Genomic DNA, 18,810 nt, shown 5'->3' with positions numbered 1-18,810 from the left:
GCCCGCGCGGCTCAGGCCGGCAGCGGACGGGTATCGGGGGTGGCGTCGAACACCTGCGCCTTGGGTTGACGGGTCAGCCTCAGCGCATTCAACACCACCGTCAACGAGCTGATGGACATGCCGACCGCGGCCCACACCGGCGTAATCCAACCGAGGGCGGCGAACGGCAACATGAGGCCATTGTACAACCCGGCCCAGACCAGGTTCTCGATGATCACCCGGCGGGTGCGCCGGGCCAGGCTGAAGGCGTGAATGAGGGCGCCGAGGCGGTTGGACAACAGGACTGCGTCGGCGCTGGTCTTGGCCAGGTCGGTGGCCGAGCCCATCGCGACGCTGATATCCGCCGCCGCCAGCACCGGGACGTCGTTCACGCCGTCGCCAAGCATCAGCACTTTATGGCCTTGCTGGTGCAGTTGCCGGAGCACGGCCAACTTGTCATCCGGGCGCAGGCCGCCGCGGGCTTCATCGATGCCCAGTTCGGCGGCGACGCTGACAACCATTGGCGAGCTGTCGCCCGACAGCAGCAAGGTTCGCCAGCCCCGGGCCTTGCACGCCGCGAGCAGGGCCGGCGCATCGACGCGCAAGCGATCGTCGAGCACAAACCAGGCCAGCGGCCCCAGCTGATCGCCCAGCAACAGCCATTGTCCAGGTTCATCCGGCATCACCGGCGCTGCTGCGCCACTCAGTTCGCAGACAAAGCCGGGATGGCCGATGCGCAGGGATTGTTCGCCTACCACGCCTCCGAGTCCCAACCCAGGAGTGCTTTGTACATGCTCGGCGGCCAATGGCGCACGGCCGAAAGCCCTGGCGATAGGGTGTTCGGAGCGGTTTTCCAAGGCGGCGGCCAGGGCCAGGCATTGGTCGCTGTCGAGTGCCCCCAGTGTTCGGATCGCGCGCAACGCCAGGCGACCTTCGGTGAGGGTGCCGGTCTTGTCGAAAATCACCGTGTCGATCTGGTTCAGGCCTTCCAACACATGACCGCGCGTCAGCAATAGCCCGAGTTTGTGCAGGGTGCCGGTGGCGGCGGTCAGGGCGGTCGGCGTCGCCAGGGACAGCGCGCAAGGGCAGGTCGCGACCAGCATCGCGAGGACAATCCAGAATGCCCGTGAGGCATCCAGTTGCCACCACACCAACCCGATGACGGCAGCGGCGACCAGAGAGAACAGCAAGAACCACTGGGCGGCGCGGTCGGCGACTTGCGCCAGTCGTGGCTTCTCGGCCTGGGCACGTTCGAGCAGGCGCACGATGGCGGACAATCGGGTGTCGAGCCCCAAGGCCTGCACTTCGACGGTGAGCGCACCCTCGACGTTAAGCGTACCCGCCGTCACCGCGTCGCCCGCCTGACGAGGTTGCGGGAGGTATTCGCCGGTCAGCAGTGATTCGTCGACGCTGGACTGGCCGTCGAGAATCCGACCGTCGGCGGGCAGGATCGCCCCAGGCTGGACCAGCACGCGGTCGCCCATGCGCAGCTCGCTGAGCAGGACGCGCTCACTCTGGCCCTGGTCGTCCAGGCGCAGGCACGAGGCCGGCAGCAGGTTGACCAATTGGGCGGTGGCGGCAGCGGTGCGTTCGCGGGCGCGGCGCTCCAGGTAGCGGCCGGCGAGCAGGAACAAGGCGAACATGCCGACGGCATCGAAATACAGCTCGCCGGTCCCGGTGATGGCGGTCCAGATCCCGGCGATGTAGGCGCCGCCAATGGCCAGGGATACCGAAACGTCCATGGTCAGGTGGCGGGTGCGCAGGTCGCGCATGGCACCTTTGAAAAACGGCGCGCAGCTGTAGAAGACGATGGGGGTGGTGAGGAACAGCGCAACCCAGCGCAGGATGGTGTGCATCTCCGGGCTCAGGTCGATGTTGAATTCCGGCCAGGTGGCCATGGTCGCCATCATGGCCTGGAACCACAGCAACCCGGCCACGCCCAACTGGCGCAGGGCCAGGCGGTTCTGCGCGGCGAGCTGTTCGCAGGCTTGGTCGGCCTGGTACGGATGGGCGGCGTAGCCGATCTGGCGCAGCTCGGCGAGCAGCGTGCTCAGCGGCAGTTGCCCGTCGGCCCAGCGGACGTGCAAGCGATGGTTGGACAGGTTCAATCGCGCCTCGGCCACGGCCGGCAGGCTGCGCAGTTGTTTTTCGATCAACCAGCCGCAGGCGGCGCAGCTGATGCCTTCCATGAGCAGGGTAGTCTCGGCCAGCTCGCCTTCATGGCGAATGAACGACTGCTGCACATCGGGGCGATCATACAGCGCCAGTTCTTCGGTCAGTTGCACCGGCAGGGTCTGGGGATTGGCCGACGCTTCGCTGCGATGTTGGTAGTAACTTTCCAGGCCGCCGGCGACGATCGCCTCGGCCACGGCCTGGCAGCCCGGGCAGCACAGCTCGCGAGTCTCGCCGAGGACAACGGCGGTGAAGCGACTGCCAGCAGGGACGGGCAGGGCGCAGTGGTAGCAGGGCTGTGGGGTGGTCATGGTTGTCGCCACAAAGGCAGCTTATTTCTTCAGGTCTTCAGCGCCTTGCAATGGCTCATCGCCAAGCAGGATGGCCTGGTCGTGGTTGATCTGTTCTTCTTCGAACAGGCGCCAGGTCTGGTCGCTCTCCACGCCTAGCAATTCGACAAAACGCCGGCCTTCGATCCTGTCCGTCAACTGGCCGACGTAGCGCCCCGGCTCGCTGTCGTTGCGGGTCAGGACGACCTTGCGATCCTTCTCCGGCTGGGTTGGCGAGATCAGGCTCAGTTCCAGGGCCTGGGGGCGACTGTTGCCGTTCAGGCGCAGGTTCACTTCGCCGGTCACATCATCCAGTTGCACATTGGCATGCAGTTGCAGTGTCTGGGCCAGCAACTCTCGCTCCAGCGAGCGGTTGATGCCCTTGCCGGCTTCGTAATAATTGTCGTTGACCAGGTTGTCCGGGTTCTTCACGGCGATGGTCACCATGGTCAGGCTCAGTGTCACCGAACAGGTCAGGATCGCAATGATGATCCACGGCCAGAGGTGCTTGTACCAAGGGCTGGTGGCGGTTGCTGCAGGCATGTTCATTTCTCTCAACGAGTCTGTGGGCCGATGAACCGGCTCTTGGCTTCAACATGGACGCTGTCGTCATCGGCATCCTTGAGGATGAATGTCACCTCGTTGGTGCTCGATGGCAGTTGTTCCGGTGCGCTGGACAATTCAACCGGCTGGCTGAAGATCTCGCCGGCGGCCACCTTGATTTCCCGGCGCCCTTGCAGCTTGAGATCGGGCAGGCCGGCGGCTTCCAGAATGTACGTATGGTCGCGTTGGTCCTTGTTCATGATTTTCAGGCTGTAGACGTTCTCGATCCGGCCTTCGGCGTTTTCGCGATACAGCACGCGGTCCTTGCTGACGTCGAAACCCACCAGCGAGCGCATGAAGAACGCCGTCACCAGCAGGCTGATCATGGCCAGTAGCACCAAGGCATAACCGATCAGGCGCGGGCGAAGTTTATTGGTTTTCTGGCCCGAGAGGTTGTGTTCGGTGGTGTAGCTGATCAGGCCGCGGGGATACTCCATCTTGTCCATGATGTTGTCGCAAGCATCGATGCAGGCCGCGCAGCCGATGCACTCGACCTGCAAGCCGTCGCGGATATCGATACCGGTGGGGCAGACCTGGACACACATGGTGCAATCGATGCAGTCCCCCAGGCCCAGCGCCTTGTAGTCGATGCCTTTTTTGCGCGGGCCGCGGCTTTCACCGCGACGCGGGTCATAGGAAACGATGAGGGTGTCCTTGTCGAACATCACGCTTTGGAAGCGGGCGTAGGGACACATGTAGATGCACACTTGTTCGCGCAGCCAGCCGGCATTGCCATAAGTGGCGAGGGTGAAGAAGCCGACCCAGAAGTACGACCAACCATCGGCCTCGCCGGTAAAGAACTGGAACACCAGTTCGCGGATGGGTGTGAAGTAACCGACGAAGGTCATGCCGGTGGCGAAACCGATTAGCAGCCACAGGCTGTGCTTGGCGAACTTGCGTGAGATTTTGTTGGCGCTCATGGGCGCCTTGTCGAGCTTGATGCGCTGGTTTCGGTCGCCTTCGGTGACTTTTTCGCACCACATAAAGATCCAGGTCCATACGCTCTGTGGGCAGGTATAGCCACACCAGACCCGTCCGGCATACACGGTAATGAAAAAAAGGCCGAAGGCGGCGATGATCAGCAGCCCGGACAGCAGGATAAAATCCTGGGGCCAGAAGGTGGCGCCAAAAATAAAGAATTTGCGTTCCGGCAAGTTCCACCAGACAGCCTGGTGGCCACCCCAGCTCAGCCAGACCGTACCGAAATACAGCAGGAACAATAACGCCCCGCCAACCATTCGCAGGTTACGGAACAGGCCCGTGAAGGCGCGGGTGTAGATTTTTTCCCGAGAGGCATACAGGTCGACGCTTTTGTTGGCGTCCTTGGCAGGCGGGGTAACGTCATGTACAGGAATCTGGTTGCTCATCAATTGCATCCCACGGCAGTGGAAAAGTGCCGAGGCCAGTACGTGCCGACCACGGTCAGAAAGGGTATTGCAGTGGCGCAATGATACGCCTGTCGCTCTAGTGCAAGGGTGCGACCTTTGGTCGCGTTGGGAGCGGGGGCCGAATGGTGTAGCGGATGTAACAAGTCATGACCCAGATCAATTGACTATAGACAGTGCATGGCGTTGGCGAAACGAAGGCCGCGTTCTGAGGGCTCCCCTGTTCGTGGCGAGGAGGCCTTTTGTGGCGAGGGAGCTTGCTCCCGCTCGGCGGCGCAGCCGTCGTAAATCAGGCTGGTGCGGGCTGACCTGGAAAAGCGTGGCGATTTTCTGGGGCGGCTTCGCCACCCAGCGGGAGCAAGCTCCCTCGCCACGAACAGTTTTACCCCTGTTTCGAGCCGGTAAACAAAAGGCCCCGCCAATCTGATTGGCGGGGCCTTTGATGTCTCAAGCGGTTGTCTTATTGCGCGTCAGCGGCCGGAGCCTTTTCGTCGTGAGACAGGCTGTAGACGTAAGCGGCCAGCAGGTGAACCTTGTCGTTGCCTTGCAGATCGGCCTGGGCCGGCATCTGGCCCTGGCGACCGTAACGGATGGTCTGCTGCAACTGAGCGAAGCTCGAACCGTAGATGAAGCCGGCCGGATGCGTCAGGTCGGGTGCGCCCATGGCGGGCGTGCCTTTGCCGGCAGGACCGTGGCAGGCCACGCAGTTGGCTGCGAACAGTTTCTGGCCGTTGGCCGGATCGGCCTTGGCACCTTCCGGCAATTTACGACCGTGCAGGCTGGTCACCACATAGGCCGACACGTCGGCAACGCCTTGCTCGCCAACCACGGCAGCCCATCCCGGCATGACGGCATGACGACCGCCCATGATGGTGGTCTTGATGGTTTCCGGCTCGCCGCCCCAGCGCCAGTCGGCGTCGGTCAGGTTAGGGAAGCCGTAGGCGCCCTTGGCGTCGGAACCATGGCAGACCGAGCAGTTGGAGGCGAACAGGCGGCCACCCATCTTCAGGGCTTGAGGGTCCTTGGCGACTTCTTCGATCGGCATGGAAGCGAACTTGGCAAAGATCGGACCGAACTTGGCGTCCGAGCGGGCCATTTCCTTTTCCCATTCGTGCACCCCGGTCCAGCCGGTCTGGCCGTTGGCGAAAGCGGTCTGCTTTTCATTGTCCAGGTAGTTGTAGCCTGGCAGCAGGCCTTTCCAATTGCCCAGGCCCGGATAGAGGACCAGGTAACCGAGGGCGAAAATGATGGTGCCCACGAACAGCATGAACCACCACTTTGGCAGTGGGTTGTCATACTCCTCGATCCCGTCGAAGGAGTGGCCGACCGTCTCCTCGGTGGCTTCGCTGCGCTGGCCCTTGCGGGTCGACAGCAACAGCCAGGTCAGGGCGAAAATCGTTCCCAGGCTGAGGACTGTGACGTACAGACTCCAGAATGTTGTCATTCTTTGTTACTCCTAGAAGCTTGCTCGACGTGCTTGATGGCTTCGGGATCATCCGCGAACGGCAGCAAGGTCGCGTCTTCAAACTCCGACTTGCGCTTGGGGCTGAACACCCACAGGGCCAGGCCGATAAAGGCCACCATCACGACGACGGTGCCCAGGCCACGAATCATCCCGATATCCATCTAAATCACCGTTTGCTTTTGATGATGGTGCCCAGGCCTTGCAGATAGGCCACCAGCGCGTCCATTTCGGTCTTGCCCTTCACGGCATCCCTGGCACCGGCGATGTCTTCATCGGTGTAAGGCACGCCCAAGGTGCGCAAGACTTCCATTTTCTTGGCAGTGTCTTTGCCGTCGAGCTTGTTTTCTACGAGGAACGGGTAGGCCGGCATCTTTGATTCCGGCACTACGTTGCGCGGGTTGTACAAATGCGCACGCTGCCAGTCATCGGAGTAACGGCCGCCAACGCGGGCCAGGTCCGGGCCGGTACGCTTGGAGCCCCACAGGAACGGGTGGTCCCAGACGCTTTCACCGGCAACGGAATAGTGGCCGTAACGTTCGGTTTCGGCGCGGAACGGACGGATCATCTGCGAGTGGCAGCCGACACAGCCGTTGGCGATGTAGACGTCGCGGCCTTCCAGTTCGAGGGCGGTACGCGGCTTCATGCCTTCGACCGGCTTGTTGGTCACGTCCTGGAAAAACAGCGGAACGATCTGGGTCAAGCCGCCGATGCTGACGGCGATGACCATGAAGAAGGCCAGCAGGCCGATATTCTTCTCTACTGCTTCGTGCTTCATCAGTGAGCTCCAACTACGGCGATCTTGGCGGCGGCTTCTGCTTCAACCGGGTCAGAGGCACGAACGGTGCGATACACGTTGTAGGCCATCAGCAGCATGCCGCTGGCGAAGAACGCGCCGCCCAGGGCACGCACGATGAAGCCAGGGTGGCTGGCTTGCAGGGCTTCGACGAACGAGTACGTCAGGGTGCCGTCGTCGTTGATCGCACGCCACATCAGGCCTTGGGTAATGCCGTTGACCCACATCGAGGCGATATAGAGCACGGTGCCAATGGTGGCGAGCCAGAAGTGCGCGTTGATCAGGCCGGTGCTGTGCATCTGCGCACGACCGAACAGTTTCGGGATCATGTGGTAGATGGCGCCGATGGAAATCATCGCCACCCAGCCGAGTGCACCGGCATGTACGTGGCCGATGGTCCAGTCGGTGTAGTGGCTCAGCGAGTTGACGGTCTTGATCGCCATCATCGGGCCTTCGAAGGTCGACATGCCGTAGAACGCCAGGGATACCACCAGGAACCGCAGGATCGGGTCGGTGCGCAGCTTATGCCAGGCGCCCGAGAGGGTCATCATGCCGTTGATCATGCCGCCCCAGCTTGGCGCCAGCAGGATGATCGACATTGCCATGCCCAGCGACTGCGCCCAGTCCGGCAGCGCGGTGTAGTGCAGGTGGTGCGGGCCGGCCCAGATGTACAGGGTGATCAGTGCCCAGAAGTGCACGATGGACAGGCGATAGGAGTAGATCGGACGCTCGGCCTGTTTCGGCACGAAGTAATACATCATCCCGAGGAAACCGGTGGTCAGGAAGAAGCCCACGGCGTTGTGGCCGTACCACCACTGGATCATCGCGTCGGTCGCCCCCGAGTAGGCCGAATACGACTTGAAGAAGCTGACCGGCAAGGACGCGTGGTTGACGATATGCAGCATGGCGGTCACGACGATGAAGGCACCGTAGAACCAGTTGCCAACATAGATGTGCTTGGTCTTGCGCTTGACGATGGTGCCGAAGAACACCAAACCGTAGGTCACCCAGACGATGGCCAGCAGAATAGCCAGGGGCCATTCCAGTTCCGCGTATTCCTTGGTGGTAGTGAAACCCATTGGCAAGGTCACGATCGCGCCGACGATCACCGCTTGCCAACCCCAGAAGGTGAAGGCGGCGAGGCTGTCGGAGATCAGTCGCGTCTGGCAGGTTCGCTGCACGACATAGTAAGAAGTGGCAAACAAGGCACAACCACCGAAGGCGAAGATCACCAGGTTGGTGTGCAGTGGGCGCAGGCGTCCAAAAGTCGTCCATGGCAGATCGAAGTTCAACTCCGGCCAGACCAGTTGCGAGGCGATGAAGACACCAAGCCCCATGCCAAGGATCCCCCAGACCACCGTCATGATGGCGAACTGGCGGACTACCTTATAGTTATAAGCAGTCGGACTGATTGCTGTGCTCATTCTAAGGTTCCACGGTTTGGGTGTTTTATTAGGATAAAAATCGGTCGCAAGTATGGAGAAAGCGGGGGGTCATTGCAACGCGCCATGACCTGGGTCAATGCTTTCCAAAGCTGATTCTGCGGCCTTTCCATGTTCTGTGTAGGGACAAAATTGGCCCTTGGCAAAATGTCGCAACGCAGGAAAGAGGCGAGGGGGTCGGGTCGGTTGTAACGGGGTGTGTTCGAGCACGGCGTTCGGGTGATGCCAGGCAACTGACGCAATAGCCGGTATCCACCTGCCTTTGCGGCTTTTTTCAACGAACGAATGTCGAACGCATCGGGTCGGGTCGACCTGAAACCGGCAGTCGCCAGTGCACGTAAAGGCAAGCTTAGACGCGATTGCGGGGAACCGAAAGGAGACGATGGGAGGGGTGTGACAAAAAGAAGCACCTGCAAGTTGTAAGCTGCAAGCTTCAAGTGGGGTGCTCGTCGCTTGCAGGTTTTGCTTTTGCTTTTGCTTTTGCTTTTGCTTTTACTTGAAGCTTGCAGCTTGACGCTCGCCGCTCAACTGCTCCCCACTCTTCGAAAGGCTGTAGACATAAGCCGCGAGCAGTTGCACCTTGTCATTGCCGAGCAATTCATTCTGCGCCGGCATATGGCCTTGGCGGCCGTGGCGGATGGTCTGCTGCAATTGAGCCAGGCTGGTGCCGTAGATGAAACCGGCCGGTTGCGTCAGGTTCGGCGCGCCCATCGCTTCGGTCCCTTGGCCGTTGGCGCCGTGACAGGCGACGCAGGTGCTGTTGAAGGCCTGCTGGCCGGCTTGCAGGTCGGCACCGCTGTCGGCCGGCAGCGGCAGGCCAGCCAAGTCGTGGCGAACATACGCGGCCACGTTCTTCACCCCGGCGTCTCCCAGCACTTCGCCCCAGGCCGGCATCGCCGCCATGCGACCGCCCAGGATCGTCGCCTTGATGGTTTCGGCATTGCCGCCCCAGCGCCAATGGCTGTCGGCCAGGTTCGGGAAGCCGAAGGCGCCCTTGGCGTCCGACCCATGGCAGACCGAGCAGTTGGAGGCGAACAGGCGACCGCCCATTTTCAGGGCCTGCGGGTCCTTGGCAACTTCTTCCACCGGCATGGCGGCGAATTTGGCGAAGATCGGCCCGAACTTGGCGTCGGCCTTGGCCATTTCCTTTTCCCATTCATGCGCGCCGGTCCAGCCATTCTCGTAGCCGGGCAGGATGCCTTTCCAGTTGCCCAGGCCTGGATACAGAATCAGATAGCCCACGGAAAATACCAACGTGCCGGCGAACAACAGGAACCACCATTGCGGCAACGGGTTGTCGTACTCCTCGATGCCGTCGAAGCTGTGGCCCATGGTCTGGTCGACGCTGCCCTTGGTCTCGCCCTTGCGGGTGCCGATCAGCAGCCAGGTCAGGCCGATCAGGCTGCCGAGGGTCAGTACGCAGATCCACGTACTCCAGAAGGTGGTCATGGCCGGGTGCTCCTTGTTGCAGGGTCTTGGGGAAGGGCGGTTTCGGCGGGCGGCTCGTCGGCGAATGGCAGCAGGCGCGCCTGGGCGAATTCCGGGCCGCGCTTGCTGCTGAACACCCACAGGGTCAGGCCGATGAAGGCGATGAACACCACGACCGTGCCCAGGCCGCGGATCATTCCAGTGCTCATTTCAAGGAACATGGGCTCACCTCTTGCTCTTGATGGCAGTGCCGAGCACTTGCAGGTAGGCGACCAGCGCGTCCATTTCAGTCTTGCCCTTGAGCGAGGCCACGCTGGTGGCGATGTCATCATCGGTGTAGGGCACGCCGAGGGTGCGCATGGCGCGCAGCTTGCCTTCGGTGTGGCTGCTGTCGACCGCTTGGGTGACCAGCCATGGATAGGCCGGCATTTTCGACTCGGGTACGACGTTGCGCGGGTTGTACAAGTGGGCGCGGTGCCAGTCATCGGAGTAGCGCGCGCCGACTCGGGCCAGGTCCGGTCCGGTGCGCTTGGAGCCCCACAGGAACGGGTGGTCCCAGACGCTTTCGCCGGCGACGGAGTAGTGGCCGTAGCGCTCGGTCTCGGCGCGGAATGGACGGATCATCTGCGAGTGGCAGCCGACGCAGCCTTCGCGGATGTAGATGTCGCGGCCTTCCAGTTGCAGGGCGGTGTAGGGCTTCATGCCGTCCACCGGTTTATTGGTCACGTCCTGGAAGAACAGCGGCACGATCTGGGTCAGGCCGCCGATACTCACGGCCAGGACCATCAGCAGCATCAGCAGGCCGACGTTTTTTTCGATTGTCTCGTGTTTCATGGCGGACTCCTCAAGCCATCTGCGCGGCAGCGGCAGCTTCGGCAGGCTGGTAGGCCCGCACGGTGCGCCAGGTGTTGTAGGCCATCAGCAGCATGCCGCTGAGGAAGATTGCCCCGCCTACCAGCCGCACGATGAAGCCGGGGTGGCTGGCCACCAGGGTTTCTACGAAGGAATAGGTGAGCGTGCCGTCCTCGTTCACCGCGCGCCACATCAGGCCCTGGGCAATGCCGTTGACCCACATCGAAGCGATGTAGAGCACGGTGCCGATAGTGGCGAGCCAGAAGTGCGCGTTGATCAGGCCGATGCTGTGCATCTGCGCCCGGCCAAAGACTTTCGGAATCATGTGGTACAGCGCACCGATGGAAATCATCGCCACCCAGCCGAGTGCACCGGCGTGTACGTGGCCGATGGTCCAGTCGGTGTAGTGGGAGAGGGCGTTGACGGTCTTGATCGCCATCATCGGGCCTTCGAAGGTCGACATGCCATAGAACGCCAGGGACACCACCAAAAAGCGCAGGATCGGGTCGCTGCGCAACTTATGCCAGGCGCCCGAGAGGGTCATCATGCCGTTGATCATGCCGCCCCAGCTGGGCGCCAGCAGGATCAGCGACATCACCATGCCCAGCGACTGCGCCCAATCCGGCAGCGCGGTGTAGTGCAGATGGTGTGGGCCGGCCCAGATGTACAGGGTGATCAGTGCCCAGAAGTGCACGATGGACAAGCGATAGGAATACACCGGGCGCTCGGCCTGTTTCGGCACGAAGTAGTACATCATCCCCAGGAAGCCCGCGGTGAGGAAAAAGCCCACGGCGTTGTGGCCATACCACCATTGCACCATCGCATCGGTGGCCCCGGCATAGACCGAGTAGGACTTGGTCCAGCTCACCGGCAATTCCAGGTTATTGACGATGTGCAGGAGCGCCACGGTCAAGATGAACCCGCCGAAGAACCAGTTACCGACGTAGATGTGCTTGGTGTTGCGCTTGGCCACGGTGCCGAAGAACACGATGGCGTAGGCGACCCAGACGATGGTGATCAGGATGTCGATCGGCCATTCGAGCTCGGCGTATTCCTTGGAGCTGGTGTAACCCAGTGGCAGGCTGATGGCCGCCAGCAGGATCACCAACTGCCAACCCCAAAAGCAGAACGCGGCGAGTTTCTGCGCAAACAGCTGGGTCTGGCAGGTGCGTTGCACCGAGTAGAACGAACTGGCGAACAGGGCGCAGCCACCGAAGGCGAAAATCACCGCGTTGGTGTGCAGCGGGCGCAGGCGACCGAAGCTGGTCCAGGGCAAATCGAAGTTGAGCTGCGGCCAGACCAATTGGGCCGCGAGAAAAACCCCGAGCCCCATGCCGACGATGCCCCACACCACCGTCATAATGGCGAATTGGCGGACCACCTTGTAGTTGTAGGCGGTACTGATAGAAGTGTTCATGGTTCCCCATCCACGGTTCAGCCGAAGTGAGCGCCTGCGCAAGGCAGTGCGGCGTTCTTCGCCTGGAGTTATAGGCAGACTAAAAGCGAGGCAAGCATGGACAAACAGCACAAGGCCAGTATTGACGGGGATCAATGGGCGCGATGCGTGGCGGAACATGGTTGGTTGTGGACAGCCGCGCAGCCCAGTACCGGCGCCGAGTCGCCGACCTTGATCCTGGCCCATGGTGCCGGTGCGCCGATGGACAGCGGCTTCATGAACGAAATGGCCGCGCGCCTTGCCGCACAAGGCGTCAACGTGCTGCGCTTCGAGTTTCCCTACATGGCTCAACGGCGCTTGGACGGGGGCAAGCGTCCACCGAACCCGGCCCCTAAGCTGCTCGAATGCTGGCGGGAGGTGTACGTCACGGTGCGGCCTTATGTCGCTGGGCGCCTGGCCGTTGGCGGCAAGTCCATGGGCGGGCGCATGGCGAGCCTGCTGGCCGATGAGTTGGGTGCCGATGCACTGGTGTGCCTGGGTTATCCCTTCTACGCGGTGGGCAAGCCGGAGAAACCGCGGGTCGAGCATTTGGCGGGGTTGAAGACCCGGACCTTGATCGTCCAGGGCGAGCGCGATGCGTTGGGTAATCGGGCGGCGGTGCAGGGCTACACCTTGTCACCGAACATCGAGGTGTTGTGGTTGGTGGCGGGGGATCATGACCTCAAGCCGTTGAAGGCTTCGGGGTTCAGTCATGAGCAGCATTTGGGAGCGGCGGCACGGAGGGTGACAGAATTTCTTAAATAACTCTTTGCCTGACTGTCACTGCCTTGTCGCGAACAGGCTCGCTGCAATTTTTACTTCCTGGAATTGAGCCTGCTCGCGATTAAATCATTCGAACCGCAATGAATTGCTCATTGGTCGCGGATTAATTCGAATGCCCCCGTCGGGCGCATTTCCTGCCCCTCTTTTTCTATAAGAGCGGTGAAGTTCCCCGTTGCCGTCCCTCTCCTGGGATCAAGCTTGATGGTCAATTCGGCGCTTTTAGTAGTGGCCAACCTATAAAAATCGGGCAACGTACCGGAATAGAGATGACTGAAGCTGAGTCCGCCTTCATGTGTATAGGTGGCGTCTAGAACTTCATCGCCGGCATAAGGAATAAAAAGTTTGAAACTGAAATGAGTACATTCGCTTCCAGAACCGGTGCGGCCATAAAAAGTCCAGCCTCTATCCAATGGATGGTTATGCAGGATGAGCTTGGTATGTTCGGCAGTGACGAGCCCTGCGCCCACGTCCCAAGTAAATGAATTTCCCTCAATCAAGCGGGGTTCTTTTTCCGGAATGTAGAAGATCTGACTGTTCATTCGAAATCCCTATTGAAATCGCCGTTTTTTCTTGCTGTTCAAGATTAGGGCGCCTGCAATTCCGGTTCTACTGTCAGAGTTGACAGGTAGAGAGGGGCGAATAGGGTGTCAGAGTGTTTTTAGTAGATATTCTGGCGCTTTGGCATAGCCGCTAAAAACCCGGAAGCTCTCGCTGTCCGGGTTTTTGATTTGCCCATGGAAGTCAGCGGTTGAACCGCTCCACCAACGAATACTGGGTATTGGCCGTGCGAGTCAGTTCTTCGCTGAGCAGCGCCGAGCTGTGGGCCTGGCCGGAGGTCTGGTCGGCCAGTTGCGAGATGTTGCTGATGTTGCGGCTGATCTCCTCGGCGACCGAACTCTGTTCCTCGGTCGCAGCAGCGATCTGGGTGGTCATGTCGGTGATGTGGGCCACCGCCTCGCTGATCCCCACCAGCGCCTGGTCCGCTTCCATCACACGCGCCACGCCTTCTTCGGCCTGGCGATGGCCGGCCTCCATGGTCTGTACCGCATTGTTGGCGGTCTGCTGGAGCTTGGCGATCAGGGCATGGATCTGCCCGGTGGATTCACTGGTCCGCTGGGCCAGTTGGCGCACTTCATCGGCCACCACGGCAAAGCCGCGACCCATCTCCCCGGCACGGGCCGCTTCGATGGCGGCGTTGAGGGCCAGCAGGTTGGTCTGGTCGGCGATGCCTTTGATCACGTCGACCACGCCACCGATCTCATCGCTGTCCTTGGCCAGTTGGGTCACGGTCTGTCCGGTCTCACCCACGACGACGGACAGGCGTTCGATGGCTTCGCGGGTTTCCCCAGCGATATCGCGCCCGCGGCCAGTCAGGCGATTGGCCTCCTGGGTGGCATCGGCGGTGCGTTGCACGTGGCTGGCGACTTCCTGGGTGGTCGCGGCCATCTGGTTGACGGCTGTAGCGACCTGTTCGGTCTCCACGCGCTGACGCTCCAGGCCACTGGAGCTGTCGTTGGCCAGGGCATTGGACTGGCGCGCCTGGGCGTTGAGGTGCTCGGCGGTATCCTGCAGACGGGTCAGGCAGGTTTTCAAACGTGCTTCCTGGCTGAGGATCGACATTTCCAGGCGCGCCTGGACGCCGCGGCTGTCGGTATACATCCGCGCGATCAACGGGTCGGAAGTGGTTTGCTCGGCCAAGCGCAGCAGGCGCTTGATGCCGCGTTGCTGCCATTGCAGCCCCATCAGTCCCAACGGCACCGACAACAGGGCGGCCAGGGCGAAACCGTAGGACGAATTGAGGAACGCGCCGACGACGAAACTCAACTGGCTGACCAGGATGAATGGCAGCCAGTCCTGCAGGATCGGCAGCCATTTGTCGCTGCTCGGGACTGCGGCCTTGCCCTGGTTGATGCGTTGATAGAGCGCTTCGGCCCGGGAGATCTGCTCGGCACTGGGTTTGACCCGTACCGATTCATAGCCGACCACCTGATTGCCTTCGAATACAGGCGTGACGTAGGCGTTGACCCAGTAATGGTCACCGTTCTGGCAGCGGTTCTTGACGATACCCATCCATGGCAAGCCTTGTTTCAGAGTGTCCCACATGTGGGCGAACACGGCCGACGGAACGTCGGGATGGCGTACCAGGTTGTGCGGCGAATGGATCAGCTCTTCCTTCGAGAACCCACTGATTTCAACGAATGCGTCGTTGCAGTAAGTGATCACACCCTTGGTATTGGTGGTGGAAATCAATCTCTGCTGGGCCGGGAAGGTCCTTTCGCGTTGTGTAATAGGTTGGTTGTTACGCATGGTGGTGTAGTCCGCAAGGCTTTGAAAGGTTGTCGGCACCGTCAGCTTTTTGTTGAAGAAATTCTGCCCGGCGGTATCACGCCAGCATCGGGTAGGTAAATAGGGCGAAATGCAGCAGGTTGAGGGCAAAATGTGTGGCAATCGCTGCGCTCAGACCGCCCAACCGATAGGCCAGGCCGTAACCGATCCCGGCCAGGCCCGACAGCAGCACCCAATGCCAACCGGCACCGGCATGGACCAGGCCGAACAGCAGCGAGGCGAGCAGCAACGCGAGATTGTCGCCATGGCGCAGATGCTTGAAGCGTCGGCTCAGGCCACCCTGGATGTAGCCACGAAACAGTGCTTCCTCCACCAACGTCACCAATAAAAGATTGTTGAGCACCCAGATCCACGCCTGGTCCGGCCATTTCGGTGCCCAATGGATCATGCCCAGCAACATGGCCCCGCCCAAGGCTAATAGCGCGCTCAGGGTCAGTCCCAGGGCCGTGCCGTAAACAGCGCCGCGAAATGAGCGGCGACCCACGATCCAGGGGCATGCCAGCAATAGCCAGAAACCGATCAGGGGTTTGTCTTGGTTCAGATACATGGCAAACCGCACGGCGTCATCGCTGAAGCGTTGCGCCGCGATCGCCCGGCCGTTGAAGAACCCCGGCATCCAGTGCAATGCCAGCGCGACCGCAAGGACAATGAACAGGCAATGCCCAAGAAACTGCCCGACCGGCGTTTGTCGCTGGCGCACCGCGTACCCGGCAAACAGCAGCAGCGCGACCGAGATGATCGCAGTCCAGGCCAGGTGGCCGTAGGCGAGGGCCAGGCCATAACCGATCGAGAGAAGGGCCAGGTACGGCCAGGGTAGGGCGAGCATGTGAAGTCCTTTCGGGCGGAAACGTTCGGGGCTGTCAGGCCGGCGGGATTATAGGCAGACCCAAACGAAAACACCGCCCTTAAGAGGCGGTGTTTTCGTAGGACGCTTCTTTTTTATCCTGCAAGTAACTGCCGTAGGACAAAATGCAGGATCCCGCCAGCCTTGAAATATTCCACTTCGTTCAAGGTGTCGATCCGGCACAACACTTCGATCCGCTCCTGGCTGCCGTCTTCGCGGGTGATGACCACGGGCAGATTCATGCGCGGCGTCAGCTCGGCATCGCTCAGACCGAGAATGTCCAGGGTCTCCTTGCCCGTGAGTTTCAGGCTCTTGCGGTTCTGATCCAGCTTGAATTGCAAGGGCAGCACGCCCATGCCCACCAGGTTGGAACGGTGGATACGCTCGAAGCTCTCGGCGATCACCGCCTTGACCCCCAGCAGGTTCGTACCCTTGGCAGCCCAGTCCCGGCTCGAACCCGTGCCGTATTCCTGTCCGGCGATCACCACCAGTGGCGTGCCCGTCGCCTGATACAACATGGCGGCATCGTAGATCGGCATTCTTTCACCGTTGGGGATATAGATGGTATTGCCGCCTTCTTCGCCGCCGAGCATCTCGTTGCGGATGCGGATATTGGCAAAGGTGCCGCGCATCATCACCTGATGATTGCCGCGCCGCGAGCCGTAGGAGTTGAAGTCCCGTGGCTCCACGCCTTGTTCGCGCAGGTAGTGACCGGCTGGGCTGTCCGTCTTGATGTTGCCCGCGGGGGAGATGTGGTCGGTGGTCACCGAGTCTCCCAGCAGGGCCAGGACCCGGGCACCCTCGACGTTCCTGACCGCCGGTGGTGGCCCGCCAATGTCGTCGAAGAACGGTGGATGCTGGATGTAGGTGGAGTCGTCCTGCCAGACATAAGTCGCCGCTTGCGGCACCTCGATGGCTTGCCATTGTTCGTCACCGGCGAACACGGCGGCGTATTCCTTGTGGAACATGCTGGTGTTGACCTGGGCCACGGCGGCGGCCACTTCCTGGCTGCTGGGCCAGATGTCACGCAGGTACACCGGGTTGCCATCCCGGTCGTTGCCCAGCGGCTCGCTGCTGATGTCGATGCGCACCGTGCCGGCCAGGGCATAGGCAACCACCAGCGGCGGCGAGGCCAGCCAGTTGGTCTTCACCAATGGATGCACCCGGCCCTCGAAGTTGCGGTTGCCCGACAATACCGAGGCGACGGTCAGGTCGGCTTTCTGGATGGCTTTTTCGATGGGGTCGGGCAGCGGCCCGGAGTTGCCGATGCAGGTGGTGCAGCCATAGCCCACCAAGTCGAAACCGAGTTTATCCAAGTACTCGGTCAGACCGGCCGCGTTGTAGTAATCGGTAACCACCTTGGAGCCCGGCGCCAGGGAACTCTTGACCCAAGGCTTGCGGACCAGGCCTTTTTCCACGGCTTTTTTCGCCAGCAGCCCGGCGGCCATCATCACGCTGGGGTTGGAGGTGTTGGTGCACGAGGTGATGGCGGCGATCACCACCGCGCCGTTTTTCAGGCGATGGGTGTGGCCTTCGAATTCGTACTCGGCTTCGCCCACCTGGTCGGCATTGCCCACCGCGACACCACCGCCGCCTTCACTTTCCAGGCGACCTTCTTCTTTACTGGTGGGTTTGACCTGCAGCCCCAGGAAGTCGCTGAAAGCCTGGCCGACATTCGGCAGCGAGACCCGGTCTTGAGGGCGTTTGGGCCCGGCGAGGCTGGCCTCGACGCTGCCCATGTCCAGCTCCAGGGTATCGGTGAACACCGGCTCCTGGCCGGGCAGGCGCCACAGTCCTTGGGCTTTGCAATAGGCTTCCACCAGTTTCACCGTTTCGGCCGGGCGGCCGGACAGGCGCAGATAATCCAGCGTCACGTCGTCCACCGGGAAGAAACCGCACGTGGCGCCGTATTCTGGCGCCATATTAGCGATGGTCGCGCGGTCGGCCAGCGGCAGGTCAGCAAGCCCATCACCATAGAATTCGACGAATTTGCCCACCACGCCCTTCTTGCGCAGCATTTGCGTGACGGTCAGCACCAGGTCGGTCGCGGTGATGCCTTCGCGCAGCTTGCCGATGAGTTTGAAACCGACAACCTCGGGAATCAGCATCGACACCGGTTGGCCGAGCATGGCCGCTTCCGCCTCGATCCCGCCGACGCCCCAGCCCAGTACGCCGAGGCCGTTGATCATGGTGGTGTGGGAGTCGGTGCCGACCAGAGTGTCGGGGAAGGCGTAGGTGCGGCCGTCTTCTTCTTTGGTCCACACGGTGCGGCCCAGGTATTCGAGGTTGACCTGATGGCAGATACCGGTGCCCGGCGGCACTACGCTGAAATTGTCGAAGGCGCTCTGGCCCCAGCGCAGGAAGGCGTAGCGCTCGCCGTTGCGCTGCATTTCGATGTCGACGTTCTGCTCGAACGCCTGGCTGCTGGCGAACTTGTCCACCATCACCGAGTGGTCGATCACCAGGTCCACGGGTGACAACGGGTTGATCCGCTGGGGGTCGCCGCCGGCCTTTTCCACGGCGGCGCGCATGGCCGCCAAATCGACCACGGCGGGGACGCCAGTAAAGTCCTGCATCAGCACCCGTGCCGGGCGGTATTGAATCTCGCGGTCGGAGCGGCGCTCCTTCAACCATCCGGCCAAGGCCTTGAGGTCGGCCCCGGTGACAGTTTTTTCATCTTCCCAGCGCAGCAGGTTTTCCAGCAGCACCTTGAGCGACATCGGCAGCTTATCCAGGTCTCCCAGGCTTCGTGCGGCGTCTGGCAGGCTGAAATAGTGATAAATCCTGGCGTCGACTTGCAATGTTTTAAGGGTCTTCAGGCTATCGAGGGACGGCATTGAAATCACTCCTTTGAGTCCGCACGGCTACGGACTGACGGAACGGACAGAGCCTTTAACCTAGCCCTGTTTTGAGCGTATGACTAATCACTGGACTCTACGGGCAGGTCGGGGGTT

General features: G+C 61.3%; 16 protein-coding genes. 1 reads left to right on the top strand and 15 read right to left on the bottom strand.

Features of this window, described 5'->3' with window-relative positions:
- Positions 1–11: 11 nt before the first annotated feature.
- From J3P95_RS16500 to ccoN (J3P95_RS16450), 11 genes are all read right to left on the bottom strand, one after another.
- The gene (locus J3P95_RS16500; protein ID WP_434580494.1) at positions 12–2,462 is read right to left on the bottom strand and encodes a heavy metal translocating P-type ATPase; all 2,451 of its coding nucleotides are present in this window, start codon (positions 2,460–2,462) and stop codon (positions 12–14) included.
- A 21-nt stretch (positions 2,463–2,483) separates the two neighbouring features.
- Positions 2,484–3,023 (bottom strand): FixH family protein, encoded by a 540-nt coding sequence (locus J3P95_RS16495; RefSeq protein ID WP_434557850.1) that lies wholly within the window; start codon positions 3,021–3,023, stop codon positions 2,484–2,486.
- 11 nt (positions 3,024–3,034) lie between these two features.
- Positions 3,035–4,450 carry a cytochrome c oxidase accessory protein CcoG gene (gene ccoG / locus J3P95_RS16490; RefSeq protein ID WP_434557849.1) on the bottom strand — a complete coding sequence of 472 codons (1,416 nt, stop codon included), beginning with the start codon at positions 4,448–4,450 and terminating at the stop codon, positions 3,035–3,037.
- Between the two features lie 478 nt (positions 4,451–4,928).
- The gene (gene ccoP, locus J3P95_RS16485) at positions 4,929–5,912 is read right to left on the bottom strand and encodes a cytochrome-c oxidase, cbb3-type subunit III (protein ID WP_434580495.1); all 984 of its coding nucleotides are present in this window, start codon (positions 5,910–5,912) and stop codon (positions 4,929–4,931) included.
- Entirely contained in the window at positions 5,909–6,094 is a 186-nt protein-coding gene (locus tag J3P95_RS16480) for a CcoQ/FixQ family Cbb3-type cytochrome c oxidase assembly chaperone (protein WP_003175465.1), read from the bottom strand. Before J3P95_RS16480 ends, ccoP (J3P95_RS16485) begins: the two co-directional genes overlap by 4 nt.
- A gap of 5 nt (positions 6,095–6,099) precedes the next feature.
- The gene (gene ccoO / locus J3P95_RS16475) at positions 6,100–6,708 is read right to left on the bottom strand and encodes a cytochrome-c oxidase, cbb3-type subunit II (RefSeq protein WP_095943289.1); all 609 of its coding nucleotides are present in this window, start codon (positions 6,706–6,708) and stop codon (positions 6,100–6,102) included.
- Positions 6,708–8,150, bottom strand: coding sequence for a cytochrome-c oxidase, cbb3-type subunit I (gene ccoN, locus J3P95_RS16470; RefSeq protein ID WP_186636610.1), 1,443 nt, complete (start codon positions 8,148–8,150; stop codon positions 6,708–6,710). Before ccoN (J3P95_RS16470) ends, ccoO (J3P95_RS16475) begins: the two co-directional genes overlap by 1 nt.
- 510 nt (positions 8,151–8,660) lie before the next feature.
- A complete protein-coding gene (ccoP, locus tag J3P95_RS16465) occupies positions 8,661–9,617 on the bottom strand; it encodes a cytochrome-c oxidase, cbb3-type subunit III (RefSeq protein WP_434580500.1) in 957 nt (318 codons plus the stop codon).
- Positions 9,614–9,817: a cbb3-type cytochrome oxidase subunit 3 gene (locus J3P95_RS16460; protein WP_434580501.1), complete on the bottom strand. Its 204-nt coding sequence runs from the start codon at positions 9,815–9,817 to the stop codon at positions 9,614–9,616. The genes ccoP (J3P95_RS16465) and J3P95_RS16460 overlap by 4 nt, the downstream gene beginning before the upstream one ends.
- 4 nt (positions 9,818–9,821) lie before the next feature.
- Complete coding sequence (gene ccoO / locus J3P95_RS16455) at positions 9,822–10,430, bottom strand: cytochrome-c oxidase, cbb3-type subunit II (RefSeq protein WP_434557845.1); 609 nt, start codon at positions 10,428–10,430, stop codon at positions 9,822–9,824.
- A 10-nt stretch (positions 10,431–10,440) separates the two neighbouring features.
- Positions 10,441–11,865, bottom strand: coding sequence for a cytochrome-c oxidase, cbb3-type subunit I (gene ccoN, locus J3P95_RS16450; protein WP_434557844.1), 1,425 nt, complete (start codon positions 11,863–11,865; stop codon positions 10,441–10,443).
- A 96-nt stretch (positions 11,866–11,961) separates the two neighbouring features.
- Here ccoN (J3P95_RS16450) and J3P95_RS16445 point away from each other — a divergent pair, with 96 nt between their 5' ends.
- Entirely contained in the window at positions 11,962–12,648 is a 687-nt protein-coding gene (locus J3P95_RS16445) for an alpha/beta family hydrolase (protein WP_434580502.1), read from the top strand.
- A 107-nt stretch (positions 12,649–12,755) separates the two neighbouring features.
- Here the strand turns inward: J3P95_RS16445 and J3P95_RS16440 are convergent, their stop codons facing one another.
- From J3P95_RS16440 to acnA, 4 genes are all read right to left on the bottom strand, one after another.
- Positions 12,756–13,205, bottom strand: a complete 450-nt coding sequence (locus tag J3P95_RS16440; protein ID WP_434557842.1) for a hypothetical protein — start codon at positions 13,203–13,205, stop codon at positions 12,756–12,758.
- Between the two features lie 202 nt (positions 13,206–13,407).
- A complete protein-coding gene (locus J3P95_RS16435; protein WP_434580504.1) occupies positions 13,408–14,973 on the bottom strand; it encodes a methyl-accepting chemotaxis protein in 1,566 nt (521 codons plus the stop codon).
- A 76-nt stretch (positions 14,974–15,049) separates the two neighbouring features.
- Entirely contained in the window at positions 15,050–15,838 is a 789-nt protein-coding gene (locus J3P95_RS16430) for a lysostaphin resistance A-like protein (RefSeq protein WP_434557840.1), read from the bottom strand.
- 113 nt (positions 15,839–15,951) lie between these two features.
- Positions 15,952–18,693, bottom strand: a complete 2,742-nt coding sequence (gene acnA, locus J3P95_RS16425; protein WP_434580506.1) for an aconitate hydratase AcnA — start codon at positions 18,691–18,693, stop codon at positions 15,952–15,954.
- Positions 18,694–18,810 lie beyond the last annotated feature (117 nt).

The sequence above is a fragment of the Pseudomonas sp. Z5-35 genome (assembly GCF_051131945.1).
In the GTDB taxonomy this organism is placed as follows: domain Bacteria; phylum Pseudomonadota; class Gammaproteobacteria; order Pseudomonadales; family Pseudomonadaceae; genus Aquipseudomonas; species Aquipseudomonas marvdashtae.
This window is presented reverse-complemented; position numbering and strand designations above follow the sequence as displayed.